An 18,536-nucleotide genomic window follows, 5' to 3' on the forward strand; every position below is an offset into this window, starting at 1 on the left:
TTTCGAGGGGGCAGCGATGGTTATACCGCCGCCGGGCGGGCTGTCCGGCCCGAAGGATGACCGCAGCACGGAGGCATCACCATGGCCGGAGCGACCTCGACCGCGCCCGGCGCACCTGGCGCCGGGGCGTCGACAGGCACGCCGTACCCGCGGCGCTGGCTCGCGCTGATGGTCATCGCCCTCGCGCAGCTGATGGTGGTCCTGGACGCCACAATCGTGAACATCGCGCTCCCCCAGGCCCAAGCGGACCTGGGCATCAACGACGCGAACCGGCAGTGGGTCGTCACCGCCTACACGCTCGCCTTCGGTGGCCTGCTGCTGCTCGGCGGCCGGATCGCCGACTACTGGGGGCGCAAGCGCACGTTCATCGTCGGCATGATCGGCTTCGCGCTGGCCTCCGCGCTGGGCGGTCTGGCGACCACCGGCGAGATGCTCTTCGCCGCCCGGGCCCTACAGGGGGCTTTCGGCGCGCTGCTCGCCCCGGCCGCGCTGGCCCTGCTCACCGTCCTGTTCACCGAGACGACCGAACGCGCCAAGGCGTTCGCCGTGTACGGCGCCATCGCCGGTGGTGGCTCGGCGGTCGGCCTGCTGCTCGGTGGGGTGCTCACCGAGTACGCGGACTGGCGCTGGTGCCTGCTGGTGAACATCCCGATCGCCGCCGTGGCGATCGCCCTCGCCCTGCCGCTGGTGCCGGAAAGCCGGGCGCACGGCAACACCCGCTACGACATACCGGGCGCTGTCGTCGTCACGGCGGGCCTGGTCTCCCTCGTGTACGGCTTCACAAAGGCCGCGGAGGACGGCTGGGACGCCGCCGCGACGCTCGGTTTCATCGCCGCCGGTGTGGTGCTGCTCACCGTCTTCGTGGTGATCGAGCTGCGCTCCAACCATCCCCTGTTGCCGCTGCGGATCATCCTGGACCGCAACCGGGGCGCGGCGTACCTCGCCACGACGCTGATCGGCGCCGGCCTGTTCGGCGCGTTCCTCTTCCTGACCTTCTACTTCCAGGTGGTGCTCCGGTACACGCCGCTGGAGGCCGGCCTCGCGTCGCTGCCGGTCACCGGCGGTGTGCTGATCGCCGCCGCCGGCGCCAGCCAGCTGATGCCCCGGCTGGGCGCCAAACCGCTGATGGTCGGGGGCGCCGCGCTCGCCGCCATCGGCATGCTGGTGCTCACTCAGATCGACGTGGACACCTCGTTCCTCACCCATCTGCTCCCCGCCCAGTTCATTCTCGGCCTGGGCCTCGGTTTCACATTCGTGCCGCTGTCCAGCCTGGCGCTGTTCGGGGTGCCGGAGCACGACGCCGGCGCGGCCAGCGCGACGCTCAACGCCACCCAGCAGGTCGGCGGCTCGTTGGGCACCGCCCTGCTGAACACCATGTACACGAGCGCTGTCACCGCGTACCTGGTGTCCCGGGCACCGAGCCCGGCCACCCAGGTCAAGGCGCTGGTGCACGGCTACAGCGTGGCGTTCGCCTGGGGCGCGGCACTGATCGTGCTCGCCGGCCTGATCGCCCTGTTCCTGATCAAGGTACGCAAGGGGGACATCCGGACCAGCGGCCCCGCGCACATGGGCTGAGCGGACCGAGAGACGCCTGCCGGTCCACCTCGCTTGCGGGGTGGACCGGCAGGCGTCGGATAGCGTTTCGAGGAAAGTCGACAAACACGCTGAGGAGATACATGCCCACCCCTGCCGATGAGATCATCGCCGCTCTGCGCGCCGGCCACGAAGAGTTGGCCGCGCTCGTGAGGGACCTCAAGGAGGACGACCTGATCCGACCGTCGGGTGCCAGCGAGTGGCAGGTGTCGCAGGTGCTCAGTCACCTGGGCAGCGGCGCCGAGATCGGCCTCGCCTCGCTTACCGCCGCCCGCACCGGCGCTCCCGCACCGGACGGCGACTTCAACCGCGGTGTCTGGCAGCGCTGGGACGCGATGTCCCCGGCCGAGCACGCCGCCGGGTTCCTGACCACGAACGAACGTCTCGTCGAGGCGTACGAGGCACTCGACGCCGACACCCGCGCCACGCTGCGCATCGACATGGGTTTCCTGCCCGAACCGGTGGACGTCGCCACCTCGGCCCGGTTCCGGCTCAGCGAGTTCGCCCTGCACCAGTGGGACGTCGAGGTCGCGTTCAACAGGTTCGCGGCGGTGACACCGCAGGCGGTGCCGCTGCTGCTCGACCACGTCGGCGGCATGCTGAGCTGGACGAGCCAGCCACAGGAGCTGGGCGGCCGGGAAGCCACGCTGCTGCTGCGGCTGCACCAGCCGGAACGGACGTACGGGCTGCGGCTGGGCGAGAAGGTCGAGCTGGTCGACGCGCCCGAGCAGCCCGACGGCGAGCTGACCGCACCGGCCGAGGCGTGGCTGCGACTCGCGGTGGGCCGGCTCGGGCCCGCGTACACCCCTGACGGCGTACAGGTGACCGGCCCGGTGACAGTGGACGACCTGCGCCGGGTCTTCGCCGGTTTCTGACGCGTACCGCGCGGGCCGCTCGTTGCCGGCCCGCGCGGCCCGTCACCCCTTGACGCAGACCACCTGCTTCAGGTGCGCCACCACCTCCACCAGGTCCTCCTGCTGCGCCATCACCTCGGTGATGTCCTTGTACGCGCCGGGGATCTCGTCGATCACCCCGGCGTCCTTGCGGCACTGGACACCGGCGGTCTGCGCGACCAGGTCGTCCCTGGTGAACGTCCGCTTGGCCTGCGCCCGCGACATCCGCCGGCCCGCACCGTGCGACGCCGAGCAGTAGGCGTCGGCGTTGCCCCGACCCCGCACGATGTACGACCCGGTGCCCATCGACCCGGGGATGATGCCCAGGTCGCCCTTCCCGGCCCGGATAGCGCCCTTGCGGGTGACGAGCACGTCCACCCCGTCGTAGCTCTCCTCGGCGACGTAGTTGTGGTGGCACGAGATCGGCTCGTCGTAGGACACCTGCGGGAACTGCTCCCGCACCACGCCGCACAGCAGGGCCACCATGACCGCCCGGTTGCGCCGCGCGTACTCCTGCGCCCACCACAGGTCCCGCCGGTACGCGTCCATCTCGGGAGTGCCCGCGAGGAACACGGCGAGGTCCCGGTCGGGCAGGTCGGCGTTGTGCGGCAGCCCTCGGGCCACCCCGATGTGCCGCTCGGCCAGCTCCTTGCCGATGTTGCGGGACCCGGAGTGCAGCATCAGCCACACCCGGCCCTCGTCGTCGCCACCCTGTTCCAGGCAGACCTCGATGAAGTGGTTGCCGCCGCCGAGCGTTCCGAGCTGCCGCTGTGCTCGGGTCTCCAGCTGCGCCACCTTGCGGTCCAGCCCGGCGAACCGGCCCCAGAAGTCGTCCCAGCCGCCCTGCTCCAGGCCCCTGATCCGACGGGGGTCGACTGCCCGGTCCCGCTGCGCGAAGCCCACCGGGATGGTGGCCTCGATCGCGGAGCGCAGGCCGGCCAGGTCGTCCGGCAGGTCGGCGGCGGTCAGCGAGGTACGCACCGCTGACATGCCGCAGCCGATGTCCACGCCGACGGCGGCCGGCGAGACGGCCTGCCGCATGGCGATCACCGAGCCGACAGTGGCGCCCTTTCCGAAGTGCACGTCGGGCATCACGGCGACGCCCTGCACCCAGGGCAGCGCGCCGATGTTGCGCAGCTGCTTGGCCGCCTGCGGCTCGATGGCGTACGGGTCGGTCCAGACCCGGACGGGTGCCCGGGTGCCGGCGAGGGGCGTGAATCCCATCGTGGTCTCCTTGTGTGGGTCCCGGCACCATCGTCGCAGGGGGTGACCGGGAACGATCGCGGTCCGGGTCAACCGGAGCGCGGGAAGGTCAGCGGATACGAAAAAGCCGCCCGATCCTCAGGGGGTGGGCGGCGGCCGGACGCGCTCGCGTCAGCGGTGGAGCCGCCCAGGCAGCCGGCACTCGGCGCGACGGCCGAGACCCCGATACCACGCGCCGGATGGCAACGCGGCACCCGCGCCTGGCGTACGCCAGGTGGTGGTGCGGTGATCGCGTTGCGACACGGCGTGCTCCTCGGGGTCTGACCGGTTGACCATGCGTCGAGAACGGTAGACGGGCCGGCGGGTGTCCGCAAAGGATTTCACACGTGAGAGCCGCCTGCACGGGGCGGAAAAGACCGGCGCCCCCACACCCGCGAGGGCTGGGGGCGCCGGATGGCCTGGCTAGGACGTGCCGTTGTCCTGAACCTCTGTCACAGGTCGTTCCAGAACTCCCGCAGGACGGCGGACAGCTCGTGCGGCGACTCCAGGGGCGTCAACCGGCCGGCCCCGCTCACCTCCGACACGCGGCCCTTGGGCGCCTTGTCGGCGTAGCCCTGGGCGACGGACCTGTCGAACACCGTGTCCCCGGTGGCCGTCACGAAGTTCGTCGGCACCGTGATGCGACTCGGCAGATCGGTCCGGTCCGGCGTACGCCCGCAGGTACGCAGCGTCGCCACCACCATGTCCAGGCGGGTGTCCTGCATCATCTGGCGATAGCGGGCCAGGCTCTGCAGGCTCGCCCCGGACGCGACGATGTACTCGGCGAACCGCCGGTAGACGGCGTCGATGCCCTCGCGTACCGCGAGCTTGGCCATCTCGTCCCGGTACAGGCGGTACGCCGGGGTGTCGGGCGGCAGGTTGGGGCTGAGGAACGACATCGAGCGGACCAGCTCGGGGTACCGCTCCGCCACCAGCCCACCGACCACCGAGCTGAGGCTGAACCCCACCAGGTCGACGGGTTGCCCATTACCCAGCTCACGGGCCACGGCGGCCACGTCCTCGACGTACACGTCGAGGTCGAGGAGGTCGTCGGTGGTGATCGGGTCGGACAGGCCGAACCCGCGCAGGTCGAGCGACACGCACCGCCTGATGTCGGACAGGTCGGCGATCTGGTCGAGCCAGAACGTGCTGTCCAGGATGAAACCGGCCAGGAACAGGGCCGTCGGGCCGGAGCCGGACTCACGGAAGTGCAGGTTGGTCTTGTTGACGTGCAGGTGTGGCATCAGGAGGCTCCCGGAGTCTTGGATCAGTGGTCCTTCGGGACCGGCTGGTTGAGGATGTCGCGGAGCGCGTCTCCGAGGACGTAGAACGCCACGATGGTGGCGGTGAGGAACACACCGGGCACGATGGCCACCCACCAGGCGCCCTGAAGCTCGGTCTGTGCTCCGCCGAGCATCGAGCCCCACGAGAAGTCGGGGACCTGCACGCCGAGACCGATGAAGGACAGCGCCGACTCGACCAGGATGAGACCGCCTACCGACGTCGTCCACAGCACGATGACGCTGCTGGAAACGCCGGGCAGGAGGTGCACACGCATGATCCGCGCGACGCTTGACCACTGGAGCCGGGAGGCTTGCACGTACTCCATCCGCTTGAGCTGCGAGACGGTGACGGCGATGGTGCGGGCGTAGGTCGCCCAGCCCCAGAACGACAGCAGGATGACCAGATTGCGCAGGCTCGGCCCGAACAGGGCGACAACGGCGATCGCGATGACGTAGAAGGGCAGCGAGAACTGAATGTCGGCGAACCGTAGGATCGTCGGCCCCACCCGCCGCTCGAAGTAGCCGGCGATCAGGCCCATCGTCGTGCCCAGCAGCATCGCGATGGTCGCCGAGACGGTGCCGACGAACAGCGAGATGCGTGCTCCGTAGATGATTCGCGAGAGCAGGTCCCGTCCGAACTCGTCGGTGCCGAACAGGTACGTCGTGTCGCCACCGTCCAGGAACGCCGGAGGCTGCCGGGACCTGGCGAGGTCCTGGACGACGGGGTCGTGCGGGGCGATCAGCGGTGCGAAGATCGCCGTGAGGGCGACAAGCAGCAGAAACCCCAGAGCGACCATCGCGCCGGGGCGGCGCGCGAGCCGCCCCAGCGGGCCGCGCGGGCGCGTCCGTACGTCGGCCTTCGGCACGGTCGGGCCCGCCTCGCCGCCCACACCGGGCTGGAGCGCTTGCTCCGTCATGACACACCCACCTTCGTCCGCAGGCCGGAGTCGATCAGTCGGTTCACGACGTCCGCCAGAAGGTTCACCAGCCCGACCATCAGCGTCACGACGAACACCCCGGCCATCACGATGGGAAAGTCCCTGCCGTGTACGGCGTTCACCAGGAGCGCGCCGATCCCGCGGTAGTTGAACAGGGGTTCGAGGACGACCAGCTGGCCCACGGAGAACGCGAACAGGATCCCCGAGTACGAGATGATCGGCGGGAGAGCCACCGGCAGGACATGCCGGAACATGAGCCGCCCCTGTGAGATCCCCTTCGAGCGGGCGACGAGGACGAACGGGCGGTGCAGCACGTCCGCGACCTCACCGCGAGCCAGCCGGGCCAACGCGGCCGTGTGGCTGGCGGTCATCGCGATGATCGGGATGATCGCGTACTCGATGCCGCCAGACCCGGTCGCCGGCAGCACCTTCCACTGCAGGGCCAGGAACAGCACAAGCACGATCGCCAGCCAGAAGTACGGGACCGCCTGCAGCAGGAACGACCCGCCCATGAAGATCTGGCCGATCCGGAACTTCCCGGCCCGCGCCACCGCGCTGCCCAGCGCGATGCCGAGCAGCATGGTGAGCACCTGGGCCGGAAGGAGGATCAACATGCTCGCCCCGAGCCGGTCCGTCACCGCGGTCAGCGCGTCGCCGCCGAAGGTGAAGGACCGGCCCAGGTCGAGGACCGCCAGGTCACCCATGAACCGGAGGTACTGGCTCAGCAGGGAGCCTTCCAGCCCCAGCCGGGCCCTCGTCGCCTCGACGATCTCCGGCGTGGCGTCCGGTCCGGACAACACCTCCGCCGGGTCACCCGAGACGCGCAGGAGCACGAACAGCACTGTCATCACACCGGCGACGGTGAGGACCAGCTGGGCCAGGCGACTGATCAGATACGTCAGGTGAGCCACGTCTATCGACCCATCCGCGCGGTGCCGACCGTCATGACTTCGTCACTGTCGACGCGTCCACCCAGAACCCGGTGCTCGGGTCGTACCCGGAGACATCGGAGGTGCTGGCGACCACCCACTGCTGGCCGAACAGGAAGATGAACGGGAGCTCCTTGTGCAGGTGTGCCCCCATCTCCTGGAGGATCTTCTCGCGGGCGGCGGAGTCCATCTCGTTACGGGACTTCTCCAGCAGCTGGTCGTAGTGCGCGTCCACCCAGCCCTTGCGCCCCTCGGCACCGGCCGTGGGGTAGCGGTAGGACAGTTCGGCGTCGAACAGCGGCGAGTAGTTCATGCCCTTGACGAACAGCGGCCACTTGCTGCCGTTGTTGAAGCCGTCCACCCACACCGCGAAGTCCAGGACGGTGACCTTCACGGTGATGCCGATGGCGCCCAGCTGCCCGCTGATCGCCTCCATCAGCGGCTTGTTCACCGGCAGGCCGGCGATCTCGGTGGAGAAGGGTTTGACGCCCTCCCGAGCCAGGATGTCCTTGGCCTGCTGAAGGTCGAACGGGATGGCCTTGAGGTCCGGGTTGTGGCCGAAGCATCCCTTGGCGGTGAGCTGGCCGGGCAGGGGCTCGCCGGCGCCGTTCATCACCGCGCTGACGATGGACTCCACGTCGATCGCGAGGTTCAGCGCACGACGGACCTCCGGGTTGTTGAAGGGCGCGATCTTGGTGTCGAACTGCACGGCCAGCGGCGAACCGGTGGACACGACCTCCACCTTCATGTCCGAGCCCAGGTTCTTGAGGGCCTGCACCGGCAGGTTGTGGCCGATGTCGAGCTGCCCGGACTGCATCGCGGCAAGGAAGGCGCTCTGGTCGGAGTACTGCATGTACTCCACCCGCGAGTTGGCCGGCTTACCCTCCCAGGGGTCCTCCGCGGCTTCCAGGGTGATCTGCGAGTTGGGGACCACCTTGGTGATCCGGTACTGCCCACTGCCGACGGGCGCGAGGCCGAACGCCTCCGTGCCGGCAGCGGTGTACGCCTTCTCGGGCACGATGAAGAGCAGGGCGGTCCGCTTCTCCAGGATCGCGTCCGGCTTGGAGGTCCGGATGCGCACCGTCAGGTCGTCGACCACGTCGACAGAGCTGACGTTGGCGATCAGGGAGGCCAGGGCCAGGCCTTCCTTCTTCGTGATGTCGTAGGAGAACTTCACGTCCTTGGCGGTCAGCGGCGTGCCGTCGGAGAACTTCACCCCTTCGCGGAGCTTGAACTCCATCTCCGTCTCGGACAGCCGCGTCCACGAGGTGGCGAGCCCCGGCTCGATCTTCAGGGTCGACGGGTTCATCCGGGTCAACGCGTCGAAGGCGAGGTAGTTGGCGCTGTGTCCGAGGGACTTCAGCGGGTTGGCGTCCGGGTCCAGAACCGACGTGCCGATCCTGATCGGCCCGCCGGCGCCGGCGTCCTCGTCGTCGTCGGACCCGCAGGCGACAAGCGCCGGAGCGACTGCGAAGGCGGCGCCGACGAGCGCCGTGTAGCGGAGGAAGTCCCGACGCGATCGCACGGTCCGGGGGTTGACGGCGTCAGTCATGTGATGCTCCTGCACTGGGGATTGGCGAACTGGTGAGGGCTGTGGTGGTCGGTGCCGCGGTCGCGGCAGGTGGCCTGGGCCAGGTTTCGGGCTGAGGAATGCGGGCCGTGGCAGTTCCCGACAGCTCCAGCACTCCCGGCCTATGGCACGCCACCTGACGACCGCTGGGCGTGGCCTGCAACGGCGGGTACTCGGTCGCGCACTTGTCGACGGCGATCGGGCAACGCGAACGGAAGTGGCAGCCGGCCGGAGGGTTGATCGGGGACGGCACCGACTCGGCCTCGGACGGCGCGGCAGGGCCGCGCGACCGGGTGGACACCAGCAGGTGGGTGTAGGGGTGCAACGGCTGGCGCATCAGCTCCACCGTCGGCCCCGCCTCGACGATCCGTCCGAGATACATCACGGCGCACTCGTGGCTGAGGTGGTGGGCGAGCCCGAGGTCGTGCGTGATGAACAGCATTGCCAGGCTCAACCTGCCCTGAAGCTCCAGGAGGAGGTTGACGATCTGCGCCTGGCTGGTCAGGTCGAGAGATGCCGTCGGCTCGTCCGCCACGAGCAGCTTCGGGCTCAACGCGAGCGCCCGGGCGAGCCCGATGCGCTGCCGCTGCCCGCCGCTGAGCTGGCTGGGGCGTCGGGTCTCGACGGACGCCGGCAGGCCGACCATGTCGAGCACCTCCCGCACCCGGTCGGCGGGGCTGAGGCCGTCGGGCAGGCCGTGGATCTGCAACGGCTCCGCGATGGAGGCGCCGACGCTCATGCGCGGGCTCAACGAGGTGTACGGGCTCTGGAAGACCATCTGCATCCGCTGGCGGATCGTGCGCAGGTCACGGTGCCGCAGGTGGGTGATGTCCTCGCCGTCGAAGCGGATCTGGCCGTCGGTGGGCTCGTCCATCCGGACCACGCACCGGCCGAGGGTGCTCTTGCCCGACCCGCTCTCGCCGACGAGCGCGAGGGTCCGCCCACTGTCGATGCGCAGGGAGACGCCGTCGACCGCCCTGAGCATGCGGCCACGGGAGAGCGCGAAGTGACGCCGGAGGCCGTCCACCTCAAGCAGGCTCGACGTGCCCGGGGTCGCCTGCGGAGTGTTGTTGGTGCTCATGACGCCGCCTCCTGAGAAGCTGACACGAGGCAGGCCGCGGACCGCTCGGGCGCCGTCGCCAGCGGCCGGAGGACTGGGGTCTCCACGCTGCACCGCTCCTGTCGGAACGGGCACCGGGGCGCGAAGCGGCAGCCGGGGATTTCGACGTCCGGCCGGGGCGGTGCCCCGTCGAGGATCGTCAGGGGGGTGAAGGGCTCGCGCTCACCGGAGTCCGGGTGGGCGTTGAGCAGCGACCACAGGTACGGGTGCTGAGGGGTGGCCAGGGTCGCGCGGGTCGGCCCGTGCTCGACGACCTGGCCCGCGTACATGACGACGATCCGGTCGGAGTAGTCGGCCGCGATCGCCATGTCGTGGGTGGTGAGGATGACGCCCGTTCCCATGTCGCTGGTCAGGGCGCGAATGAGGTCGAGCACCTGCGCCTGTGTGGTGACGTCGAGAGCGGTCGTCGGTTCGTCGCAGATCAGCAACGGCGGGTCGACAGCGAGCGCCATCGCGATCACGACCCGCTGGAGCATCCCGCCGGACAACTCGCGCGGGTAGGCGCTCAGGCACCGCTGCGGTTCGGCGATGCCGACCCGGCGGATCATCGCCAAGGCCTGTTCGCGAGCCTCGGCGCGAGAGCACCGTTGGGCCGCTCGAATGGACTCGATGACCTGGAACCCGATGGTCAGCACAGGGTTCATCGCCGAGCCCGGATCCTGGAAGATCATCCGAGCGGCGGAGGCGCGGAACTGCCGGAGTCGTCGGCTGTTCATCGTCGTGACGTTCTCGCCACGGAACTCGACGGTTCCGTTCGTCGCGAGCTCCGGTGGCAGCAGCCCCAGGACCGCGAGCGACGTCAGCGACTTTCCGGAGCCCGACTCCCCCACCACCGACACGATCTCGCCGGCGCGGACGTCCAGGGACACGCCTCGGACCAGAGGTATGTCGCCAACGCTGATGCGGAGGTCGCGGACGCGCAGCAGCGGCTCGTCCGCCGACTGCGTGACCGAGTCGGCAGACGTACCGGCCGTCATGGGGGACGTCACGACAGCGGCACCATGGTGGTAGCGAAACCCGAAACCAGATTCCGGTTGATGGAACGCGGTTTCACCTCAAACGCTTGACACATCGGTATCGCTCCTCACTCCAGCACTGCGGGGTCCAGGTCCGCAGTACGGCTCTTCCGCTCTGCGAAACGCCGTTTCGCAGACGCTAAACTCTGCCTCGCCGTTGGTCAACGGTTCCGAACCGTTCACCTGGATGGCCGTTCGGACGTCAAGTCGCACCCTTCGGCCACCCGGGCTCCGCCGGGCGCGCCAGTGCTCAGCGCGACGCGCGACGCCCGCCATCGACGGTGACCGCGGTACCGGTCACCCAGCCCGCGTCGGCCCCGACGAGGTAGGCAACGGCCCCTGCCACGTCGTCCGGTTCGCCGACCCGACCGAGGGGCACGTCGCGGGCGAGCGACGCCTCGTGGGAGGCCAGGACGGCTGCGGTGGCGGGCGTCCGGACCAGGCCCGGGACGACGGAGTTGACCCGGATGCCGTGCGATGCCCACTCGACGGCGAGGGTGCGCACCAACGACGCGCAGGCAGCCTTGGCGGCCCCGAAGTGCGCGAGGTCCGTCGCCGCCCCCTCGGCCAGGCTGGAGCCGACGTGCACGATGCTCAGCGGGCGCGACAGCCGGATCGACCGACGCGCCGCGGCGCGTGCGCACCTGAAGAAGCCTCCGACGTTGAGGTCCAGCACGGCACCGAACGTGGGATCGTCGATCTCCAGCGCGGCGCTGCGCAGCGCGCCACCCGCGCTGCACACCAGCACGTCGGGGCACTGCCCGTCGGCGAAGAACGCGTCGACGGCCTGGCTGTCCGTGACGTCGAGCTGGGCAGCACGACCGCCGACCTCGGCGGCCACCTCGCGCGCGGCGTCGAGGTCGACGTCGGCGACGACGACGTGCGTACCGTCGCGGGCCAACGTCCTGACGACCGCCGCTCCGATGCCCGACGCCCCACCGGTCACCACGGCGACGCGGGTCACCACGGCAGCGTGCGCCGCGCCGGGGCCGAACGGCACCCGCTCCCGTCGGCGAGCCAGTCGTCGGAACGTCGTTCTCTTTCACGCATCTGGAACATTGGCTCTACCCCTCACCTAGCGCCACGGGAAAAGAACCTGCAAACGATCTTCCGCACTGCGGAACGCTGTTCCCACTTGTACGCTAAGCTCTGCCTCGCCGGCAGGTCAACGTCTCGGGCACCCTGAGCTGGATGACGATCTGGGCGCCGGCACGCTCCCCTCGGCCGCGGGGCGCTCAAGCCGGCCGAGGGGAGCGCTGGCCCCACGCACTCACCGGACCCGGCGCAGGTCGGGGTGCGCACGTCTGGGCGCCCGCTTGTCCGGGGCAGCCCACTTCTCCAGGGCAGCTGAACCTGTCCGGGCAGCCCGCCTGTCCGGTCAGCCCACCGACGAGCGCGCCACCGGGGCGGCGAAGAACGTGTCCGGGTACGGCTCGTCGCGGAACCTGTAGTGCCACCACTCGCGGTCGTAGTTGACGAACCCGGCGTCGGTCATCAGCCGCTTCAACAGTTGGCGGTTGGTACGCGCCGTCTCGCTGACGCGGCTGTCGGCCGTGTGCGCCCGCGTGTCGAAGCAGTCGAAACCGGTGCCCATGTCGACGCTGTTGTCGGCGAACCGTTGCCCGACCGGCGCTGTGCAGGCGACCTGCGGCTGCCCCGGCAGGAACGGAGGCTGGCTGGCCGGCGGCTCGTCGACAAGGGTCAGGTCCACGGTGCTGCCACGGCTGTGCGCCGTGGGCGCGCCGATGTAGCCGTCGGCGAAGAGCCGGTCCTTGTCCAGTCGCGGATAGAACTCGGCCTTGGTCTGCTGCTCACGCGGACTCTTCGACCAGGCCACGAAGTCGTCCACCGCCGGCTGCGGGCGGTAGCAGTCGTACACCTTGAGGCTGTGCCCACCGGCGAGCGCGGCGTCCTGTGCCCGGCGCAGCGCCTCGGCTGCCGGCCGGGTCAGCAGGCACAGCGGCTCCGGGTACGCGGCGATCGGCCGACCCACGAAGTTGTGGTCGGTGGCGTACCTGATGTCGCTGTGGATGCGCGGGTCGACGTCGCTCAGCACCACGAACCCCCGCAGCCGGTCCGTGGCGGACGGCCCGGCACTCGCCGACGCCGGTCCCGGGCTTCCCGACGCCGACGCGGGAGCCGCCGGCCCCGGGTCGGGGCGCGGGTGCGAGCAGCCGCCCAGTGCCGCGACGAGCGCGAGCACGGCGGCGCCGCCCACCCGGCCTGGCCTGCGCACCCGTTCTGTCTACCAGCCGCACCTCGGGCTCCAGGCCCGATCAACCGACTGCCGTCCGCGACGGATCAACCGGCGACGACCGGATCCCCTCCCACCGCCCCGGCATCGTCGTCGACGAGGTGCCCGCGCAGGAACCGCAGCGCCGCCTCGTCGTCGTCGATCCCGCCAGCCTCGTGACCGTTGTACCGCCACACCGCCAACTCGGTGGGCCCCGCGTGGGCGTTCACGGCGGCGTAGACCCCCGACGGCGGCACGATGTCGTCCATCAGCGCCACCGAGTACCGGGCGGGCCGCTGGCAGCGCCGCGCGAAGTTGACCCCGTCGACGTACGCCAGGGTCGTGAAGACCTGATCCTCGGCGCCCCGGTGGACGGCCAGGTAGTCACGGATCTCCCGGAACGGCCTCGCGTCGGTGACCACCACCGAGCGCGGGATGTCGCAGAGGAACGGCACGAGGGCGACCACCGCGCGCACGCCGGGCGCCAACGCGCCGGCCGCGAGGGCCAACGCGCCGCCCTGGCTCTGCCCGAACACCGCCACCCGGGTGGGGTCGACCATCGGCAGGCCACGGACGGCGTCCACCGCCCGGACCGCGTCGGTGATCAGCCGCCGGTAGTAGTACGTGTGGGGATCGGCGATTCCCCGGGTCATCACACCGGGCACTTCCGGACCGGCCACGCCCGGATCCCCGGTGGCACCGCGGCTCCAGCCGGACCCCTGCCCCCGGGTGTCCATCTGCAGGTGGGCGAACCCTGCCGACGCCCACAGCAGGTTCTCCAGCGGGTGCCCCCGACCGCCGCCGTAGCCGACGTACTGCACGAGGGTCGGCAGCGCCGTATCCGCCCCGCGAGGCACCCGCAGCCAGGCCCGTACGGGGTGACCGGCGAAGCCCGCGAACGTCACGTCGAACACATCGATGCTGGTCAGCCCGGTCGTCACCGGTTCGATCCGGACCGGCCATCCGGCGGCGCGGGCCTCGGCCAGGGTTCCGGCCCAGAAGTCGTCGAAGTCGCCCGGGTCGCTCACCACGCCACGGTGGTCGCGGAGCTGGTCCTCGGACAGGTCGGTGTACATGGCGTCCTCGGTCCGTAGATCGACAGGGAACAGGCGGCGGCCGCCGGACGGCGACGGCAGGCAGCACACCGGAAGGTGCCCGATAACTTACCGGTACCGTTCCGCAACTCCGCCGAACGCTAGAACCGACCTGCCATGTCGTCAACCCACGTTCGTGAGGCAAGATGGCGCGAAGGGGCGGGAACACCGTTCCGGGACAATGGTATGGCGACGGCTTGCGGTCGCTCTTCCGGACCGGTGAGGAGACGCGGGTGGGCGCGGACGACGGACGCAGGGTGACCATCACCGCGATCGCACGGGAGGCCGGAGTTTCGGTGCCGACCGTGTCGCGGGTGCTCAACGGACGGTCCGATGTGGCCCCTGACACCCGGGAACGGGTCGAGGAGCTGCTGCGCCACCACGGCTACCGGCGACGCAGCAGCCGCAGCGTTCGCCGCGCCGGCCTCGTCGACCTGGTCTTCAACGACCTGGACAGCCCGTGGGCGGTGGAAATCATCCGCGGTGTGGAGGACGTCGGGCACGGCGCCGGCGTCGGCACCGTGGTCTCCGCGATCCACAGGCAGCCCACCGCCGCCCGGCAGTGGCTGCAGAATCTCCGGACCCGGGCCACCGACGGCGTCATCTTCGTGACGTCACACCTGAGCCCGCCCCTGCACGCCCAACTCCGCCGCCTCAACGTGCCCGTGGTCGTCGTCGACCCGGCCGGCGTTCCGGCCATGGACGTACCGACCATCGGCGCCACGAACTGGGCCGGCGGGCTCGCCGCGACCGAGCACCTGCTGGCGATCGGGCACCGGCGGATCGGGTTCGTCGCCGGGCCCACGCACCTGCTGTGCAGCCGCGCCCGCCTCGACGGCTACCGCGCCGGCCTGGAGGCGGCAGGCGTACCGGTGGACGACGCGCTGATCTACCCGGGCGACTTCTACCACGCCTCCGGCTTCTCCGGCGGCACGGCACTGCTCGACCTGGACGACCCGCCGACAGGCATCTTCGCCGCCAGCGACCAGATGGCCTTCGGCGTGTACGAGGCCATCCGGCGTCGCGGTCTGCGGGTACCCGACGACGTCAGCGTTGTGGGTTTCGACGATCTGCCCGAGGCCCGCTGGGCGTCACCGCCACTGACCACTGTGCGTCAACCGCTTGTCGAGATGGGCCGGCTGGCGGCCCGGACGGTGCTGCGACTGGCCCAGGGCGAGAGCATCGACTCACCCCGGGTGGAACTCGCCACCGAACTTGTCGTACGGGACAGCACCACCGCGCCGCCGACCGGGTCGCCGCACCTGTCATGACGGGCTGAATCGAGTCGGATCCTGGGTTCGCCAGTACCGGTCCGGCAGCCGAAATTTTCGGTCCGCCAGCCGTCGCTCGCACTGCTGACCTTCGCCCGGCTCGGCGACGACGGTCCCGCCCGCACGTGGCTGGGCGACTTCACCGACGATCCCGCTCTCACCTGGCTGCGCGACCTCACCACGACCCGGCCCCTGACGTACCGGCGCGGGGGCGACCCGAGTCGCCCACCGCGCCGTACGCCTCAGTGGTGGTGGTGGGAGCGGACGGCCCGCCGGATGTCGACAGGTAGCGCGGGCGCGCCGTCGACCGGTGCGGGATCCTCGGCCGTCGGCGCCACTCCCCCGGCGGCGATCCGGTCCAGGGTCGCCAGCCCGGCGGCGTCGACCTCGCCGAAGATCGTGTAGTTGGGGCGCAGCGCTGAGTCGGCGTACACCAGGAAGAACTGGCTGCCGTTGGTGTCCGGCCCCGCGTTGGCCATGGCCAGCACGCCCCGGGCGTAGAGCCGGCGGACACCGGTCGGGTCGGTCGGCGCCGGCGGCAGGTCGGTCGGCAGTTCATCGCGGTAGCGGTAGCCCGGGCCGCCCTCGCCCGTGCCCGACGGGTCGCCGCACTGCAGGACGCTCAGCGTGGGGTACGCGGTGAGCCGGTGGCACGAGGTGCGGTCGTAGAACCGCTTGCCGACCAGGTGCAGGAAGCTCTGCACGGTGCACGGCGCGGCCTCCCGGTCCAGGGTCAACCCGATCGGCCCGTGGTTGGTGGCCAGGGTCACCCGGACGGTACCCCGAGCGGGCGTACGGCGGGGATCGGGCGGCAGCGGCACAGGGCGGGCGGCCGGCTCGTCAGGCGTCTCGGTGTACGCGCAGGGGCCGTGCGTGGTGCGCGGCGGACGCTCGGCGGCCGGCGACACGGCGGACGCCGTCAGCGCGTCGCGGGCCGCGCTCGGCACGGTCAGGGCGTCGCGGGCCGCGCTCGGCGCGCCTGATTCCGTCAGCGCGTCGCGGGCCGCGCTCGGTGCCGCCACCGCTGCGGCGGAGGCGCCGGCGACCAGCGCCCCGGCGAGCGCCGCCACGCCCGCGAGGCGGGTGAGCGCGCGCACCGGCCGGCGGGGTACCGCCGCACCGGAGGTCGGTTCGAGTTCACTCGACACAGGGATCCTCCTGGACTCGTGGTGCCAGAACGACCGGAGTCTATGGATCCCAGAGCCGGTTGTCGATTCGTTCAGGGCAGCCGGCGGCGGCGCCACAGCAGCCCGCCCAGCAGCACCAGCACCCCCGCGCCACTCACGGCGGTCACCAACCACAGCCAGCCCGCGCCGGGGTGCGGGCCGCTGGCAGCGGCCGGCCGGGGCGCACCGGGTGCGGCCAACGCCGACGGCGCGGCAGACGGCGTGGCGGTCAGTTCGCCGGGCTCGACCAGCCGGCCCACGGCGGCATCACGGGGCAGCGAGAAGCCCCAGTCCAGCAGTGCTGCACCCTGCTCCCAGCCGCGCATCGGCGCCGGCTCGGCACCCAGCAGCGTCACCACGAGCCGTCGCCCGTCGCGCTCCGCAGCACCCACGTAGGTGTGCCGGGCCAGGTCGGTGAAGCCCGTCTTGCCGCCCAACGCGCCCGGGTACCGGTAGATCAGCTGGTTCTCGTTCTGGATCTGGAAACCCTTGGTGCGCTGCGCGGGCTGGGCCGGAATGGTCGTCTGCTCGGTGAGCGCGTACCGCCGGAAGGTCGGCTGGGCGAAACAGGCGCGGGCGATCAGCGCCAGGTCGTACGCGCTGGTGAACTGGCCCTTGCTGTCCAGGCCGGACGGGGTGACAGCGTGCGTCTGGAGCGCGCCGAGGCGGTACGCCTGCTCGTTCATGGCGCGGACGCCACCGGCCGCCCCGTCGGACCCGCCGCCCAACCGGGCCAGGGCGTTCGCCGCCTCGTTGCCGGAGTTGAGCAGCAACCCCAACCAGATCGTCTCGATCGTGTACCGGCCACCCGCGACCAGGCCCACTGCCGACGAACCGGGCTCGATGTTCATGTCCGCCGGGGTGACGGTGACCGTCTGCTTCGGGTCGAGCCGGGGCATCATGGTGGCCGCCAGCAGCAGCTTCTGCACGCTGGCCGGCGTGCCGTACTCGTGCGGGCCGCAGCCCCCGAGCACCTGCCCGGTGTCCAGGTCGGCGACCAACCACGACGTGGCGGTGATCGCCGGAGGAGCGCCCACGCCGGCCGGCACGACCAGGCCGCTGGTGGCCAGCCCGGCGCCGCCGACGGTCCGCTGCTCGGGAACGTCAGGCGGGGGCGTGGGCCGGGGCGGCCGGGACACCGCAGGCGCCGGCACGCGAGGGCACCGCACGGCCGGCGCGGCACCGGCCGGCGCGGCGGCAGTCCCTGACGCTCCAGCCTGTGGGGCGACGGCCTCTCTCGCGCCGACGGCGCTTGCTGCCCCAGCCTGTGTGGCGACGGCTCCTCTCGCGCCGACGGCCCTTGTTGTCCCTGCCTGCGTGGCGGCGGCTCCTCTCGCGCCGACGGCCCTTGTTGCCCCAGCCTGCGTGGCGGCGGTCCCCGTGCCGGGAGCCGCCGATGCAGGCGCGGTGGCCGGCGCCGGAGCGACCAGGGCGACGGTCGCCGTCACCGCCAACAGCGCAGCTCTCATGTGCCCGACCCTAGTCAACAAGATCGCCCGGCGGGACCGGATGCCGCCACGGATCGTCTCGGTCACGGGCGGGCCGCCTCTACGGGCACACCCGCCGACCTGGTGGCCACGGGCGGCACTGCCAAGCGACTACGCCAGCCAAACCCACAGGTCAGGCGACGTACCGTAGCCACCGCCGCTGCCAGGGCGTCTCCACCGCCTTCGGGTGATAGCCCGCCCGCACCCACGGCACCGCCCGCTCGACGGGCAGACCGTCGAGGATCGCCAACGCCGCCAACGCCGTACCCGTACGACCCACCCCGCCCTTGCACGCCACCTCGACGCGCTCACCGTCGTACGCCCGCCGCAGGGCGTCCCGCAAGGCGTCGAGCGCGTCCGCCCGGTCCAGCGGGACCCAGAAGTCGGGCCACCGGATCCGCCGATGAGGCCAGGGCGGCACCGGGCCGGGCGCCAACAGCAGGGCGAAGTCAGCCGGCGACGCGGTCGCGGTGACACGGCGTCCGCGCACCGTCGCCCCACCGGGCAGTACGAGCACACCCGACTGCTCGGACCAGGGCTGCGCGACAGTCACCGGAGCATTGTGCCGCGAATCAAGCACCTGTCGGGCACACGAGCCGGAGACAGTGCCGCCCCCGACCGGGTGGGTCGGGGGCGGCACCGGTGTCGGTGTGCAGGTCGCCTCTCGGCGAGTGGCGCGACGCGGCTCCAGCCTGACGGTA

At 71.2% G+C, this 18,536-nt stretch carries 16 protein-coding genes; 3 read left to right on the forward strand and 13 right to left on the reverse strand.

Going from position 1 to position 18,536, the window contains the following annotated elements; all coding sequences use genetic code 11:
- The first annotated feature begins 81 nt into the window (after positions 1–81).
- Together ADK66_RS16600 and ADK66_RS16605 are read left to right on the forward strand one after the other, a co-directional pair.
- Complete coding sequence (locus tag ADK66_RS16600) at positions 82–1,575, forward strand: MFS transporter (RefSeq protein ID WP_053656253.1); 1,494 nt, start codon at positions 82–84, stop codon at positions 1,573–1,575.
- 101 nt (positions 1,576–1,676) lie between these two features.
- Positions 1,677–2,468 carry a maleylpyruvate isomerase family mycothiol-dependent enzyme gene (locus ADK66_RS16605; RefSeq protein WP_053656254.1) on the forward strand — a complete coding sequence of 264 codons (792 nt, stop codon included), beginning with the start codon at positions 1,677–1,679 and terminating at the stop codon, positions 2,466–2,468.
- Positions 2,469–2,510: 42 nt separating this feature from the next.
- On the opposite strand, the gene ADK66_RS16610 is transcribed toward ADK66_RS16605, so the two are convergent.
- The 10 genes from ADK66_RS16610 to ADK66_RS16655 all read right to left on the reverse strand — a co-directional run bounded on the left by ADK66_RS16610 (position 2,511) and on the right by ADK66_RS16655 (position 13,893).
- Positions 2,511–3,710, reverse strand: a complete 1,200-nt coding sequence (locus ADK66_RS16610; RefSeq protein WP_053656256.1) for an RtcB family protein — start codon at positions 3,708–3,710, stop codon at positions 2,511–2,513.
- Positions 3,711–4,180: 470 nt separating this feature from the next.
- Entirely contained in the window at positions 4,181–4,972 is a 792-nt protein-coding gene (locus ADK66_RS16615) for an alpha/beta fold hydrolase (RefSeq protein ID WP_053656258.1), read from the reverse strand.
- A 23-nt stretch (positions 4,973–4,995) separates the two neighbouring features.
- Positions 4,996–5,928, reverse strand: a complete 933-nt coding sequence (locus ADK66_RS16620; RefSeq protein WP_053656260.1) for an ABC transporter permease — start codon at positions 5,926–5,928, stop codon at positions 4,996–4,998.
- The gene (locus ADK66_RS16625) at positions 5,925–6,860 is read right to left on the reverse strand and encodes an ABC transporter permease (protein ID WP_053656262.1); all 936 of its coding nucleotides are present in this window, start codon (positions 6,858–6,860) and stop codon (positions 5,925–5,927) included. Before ADK66_RS16625 ends, ADK66_RS16620 begins: the two co-directional genes overlap by 4 nt.
- A gap of 31 nt (positions 6,861–6,891) precedes the next feature.
- On the reverse strand, positions 6,892–8,430 hold the full coding sequence (locus ADK66_RS16630) for an ABC transporter substrate-binding protein (RefSeq protein ID WP_157552557.1): 1,539 nt from the start codon (positions 8,428–8,430) through the stop codon (positions 6,892–6,894).
- Complete coding sequence (locus tag ADK66_RS16635; RefSeq protein ID WP_082377486.1) at positions 8,423–9,529, reverse strand: ABC transporter ATP-binding protein; 1,107 nt, start codon at positions 9,527–9,529, stop codon at positions 8,423–8,425. The genes ADK66_RS16630 and ADK66_RS16635 overlap by 8 nt, the downstream gene beginning before the upstream one ends.
- Positions 9,526–10,557: an ABC transporter ATP-binding protein gene (locus ADK66_RS16640; RefSeq protein WP_157552560.1), complete on the reverse strand. Its 1,032-nt coding sequence runs from the start codon at positions 10,555–10,557 to the stop codon at positions 9,526–9,528. Before ADK66_RS16640 ends, ADK66_RS16635 begins: the two co-directional genes overlap by 4 nt.
- 277 nt (positions 10,558–10,834) lie before the next feature.
- Entirely contained in the window at positions 10,835–11,548 is a 714-nt protein-coding gene (locus tag ADK66_RS16645; protein ID WP_197281546.1) for an SDR family NAD(P)-dependent oxidoreductase, read from the reverse strand.
- Between the two features lie 414 nt (positions 11,549–11,962).
- On the reverse strand, positions 11,963–12,820 hold the full coding sequence (locus ADK66_RS16650) for a M15 family metallopeptidase (RefSeq protein WP_231640062.1): 858 nt from the start codon (positions 12,818–12,820) through the stop codon (positions 11,963–11,965).
- Positions 12,821–12,885: 65 nt separating this feature from the next.
- Entirely contained in the window at positions 12,886–13,893 is a 1,008-nt protein-coding gene (locus tag ADK66_RS16655; protein ID WP_053656270.1) for an acetylxylan esterase, read from the reverse strand.
- 251 nt (positions 13,894–14,144) lie between these two features.
- Between ADK66_RS16655 and ADK66_RS16660 the strand changes: the two genes are divergently transcribed.
- Entirely contained in the window at positions 14,145–15,182 is a 1,038-nt protein-coding gene (locus tag ADK66_RS16660; RefSeq protein WP_053656290.1) for a LacI family DNA-binding transcriptional regulator, read from the forward strand.
- A 242-nt stretch (positions 15,183–15,424) separates the two neighbouring features.
- On the opposite strand, the gene ADK66_RS16665 is transcribed toward ADK66_RS16660, so the two are convergent.
- The 3 genes from ADK66_RS16665 to ADK66_RS16675 form a co-directional block, all read right to left on the reverse strand.
- A complete protein-coding gene (locus ADK66_RS16665; protein ID WP_231640063.1) occupies positions 15,425–16,330 on the reverse strand; it encodes a peptidylprolyl isomerase in 906 nt (301 codons plus the stop codon).
- A gap of 71 nt (positions 16,331–16,401) precedes the next feature.
- Positions 16,402–17,502: a D-alanyl-D-alanine carboxypeptidase family protein gene (locus ADK66_RS16670; RefSeq protein ID WP_369814801.1), complete on the reverse strand. Its 1,101-nt coding sequence runs from the start codon at positions 17,500–17,502 to the stop codon at positions 16,402–16,404.
- A 466-nt stretch (positions 17,503–17,968) separates the two neighbouring features.
- On the reverse strand, positions 17,969–18,388 hold the full coding sequence (locus ADK66_RS16675) for a protein-tyrosine phosphatase family protein (RefSeq protein ID WP_053656273.1): 420 nt from the start codon (positions 18,386–18,388) through the stop codon (positions 17,969–17,971).
- Positions 18,389–18,536 lie beyond the last annotated feature (148 nt).

The organism is Micromonospora sp. NRRL B-16802 (assembly GCF_001279555.1).
GTDB lineage: Bacteria > Actinomycetota > Actinomycetes > Mycobacteriales > Micromonosporaceae > Micromonospora > Micromonospora profundi.

Coding starts and splice junctions, on each gene's coding strand:
- ADK66_RS16600 (WP_053656253.1), top strand. CDS start 82: ATGGCCGGAGCGACCTCGACCGCGCCCGGCGCACCTGGCGCCGGGGCG.
- ADK66_RS16620 (WP_053656260.1), bottom strand. CDS start 5,928: ATGACGGAGCAAGCGCTCCAGCCCGGTGTGGGCGGCGAGGCGGGCCCG.
- ADK66_RS16615 (WP_053656258.1), bottom strand. CDS start 4,972: ATGCCACACCTGCACGTCAACAAGACCAACCTGCACTTCCGTGAGTCC.
- ADK66_RS16635 (WP_082377486.1), bottom strand. CDS start 9,529: ATGAGCACCAACAACACTCCGCAGGCGACCCCGGGCACGTCGAGCCTG.
- ADK66_RS16610 (WP_053656256.1), bottom strand. CDS start 3,710: ATGGGATTCACGCCCCTCGCCGGCACCCGGGCACCCGTCCGGGTCTGG.
- ADK66_RS16655 (WP_053656270.1), bottom strand. CDS start 13,893: ATGTACACCGACCTGTCCGAGGACCAGCTCCGCGACCACCGTGGCGTG.
- ADK66_RS16605 (WP_053656254.1), top strand. CDS start 1,677: ATGCCCACCCCTGCCGATGAGATCATCGCCGCTCTGCGCGCCGGCCAC.
- ADK66_RS16630 (WP_157552557.1), bottom strand. CDS start 8,430: ATGACTGACGCCGTCAACCCCCGGACCGTGCGATCGCGTCGGGACTTC.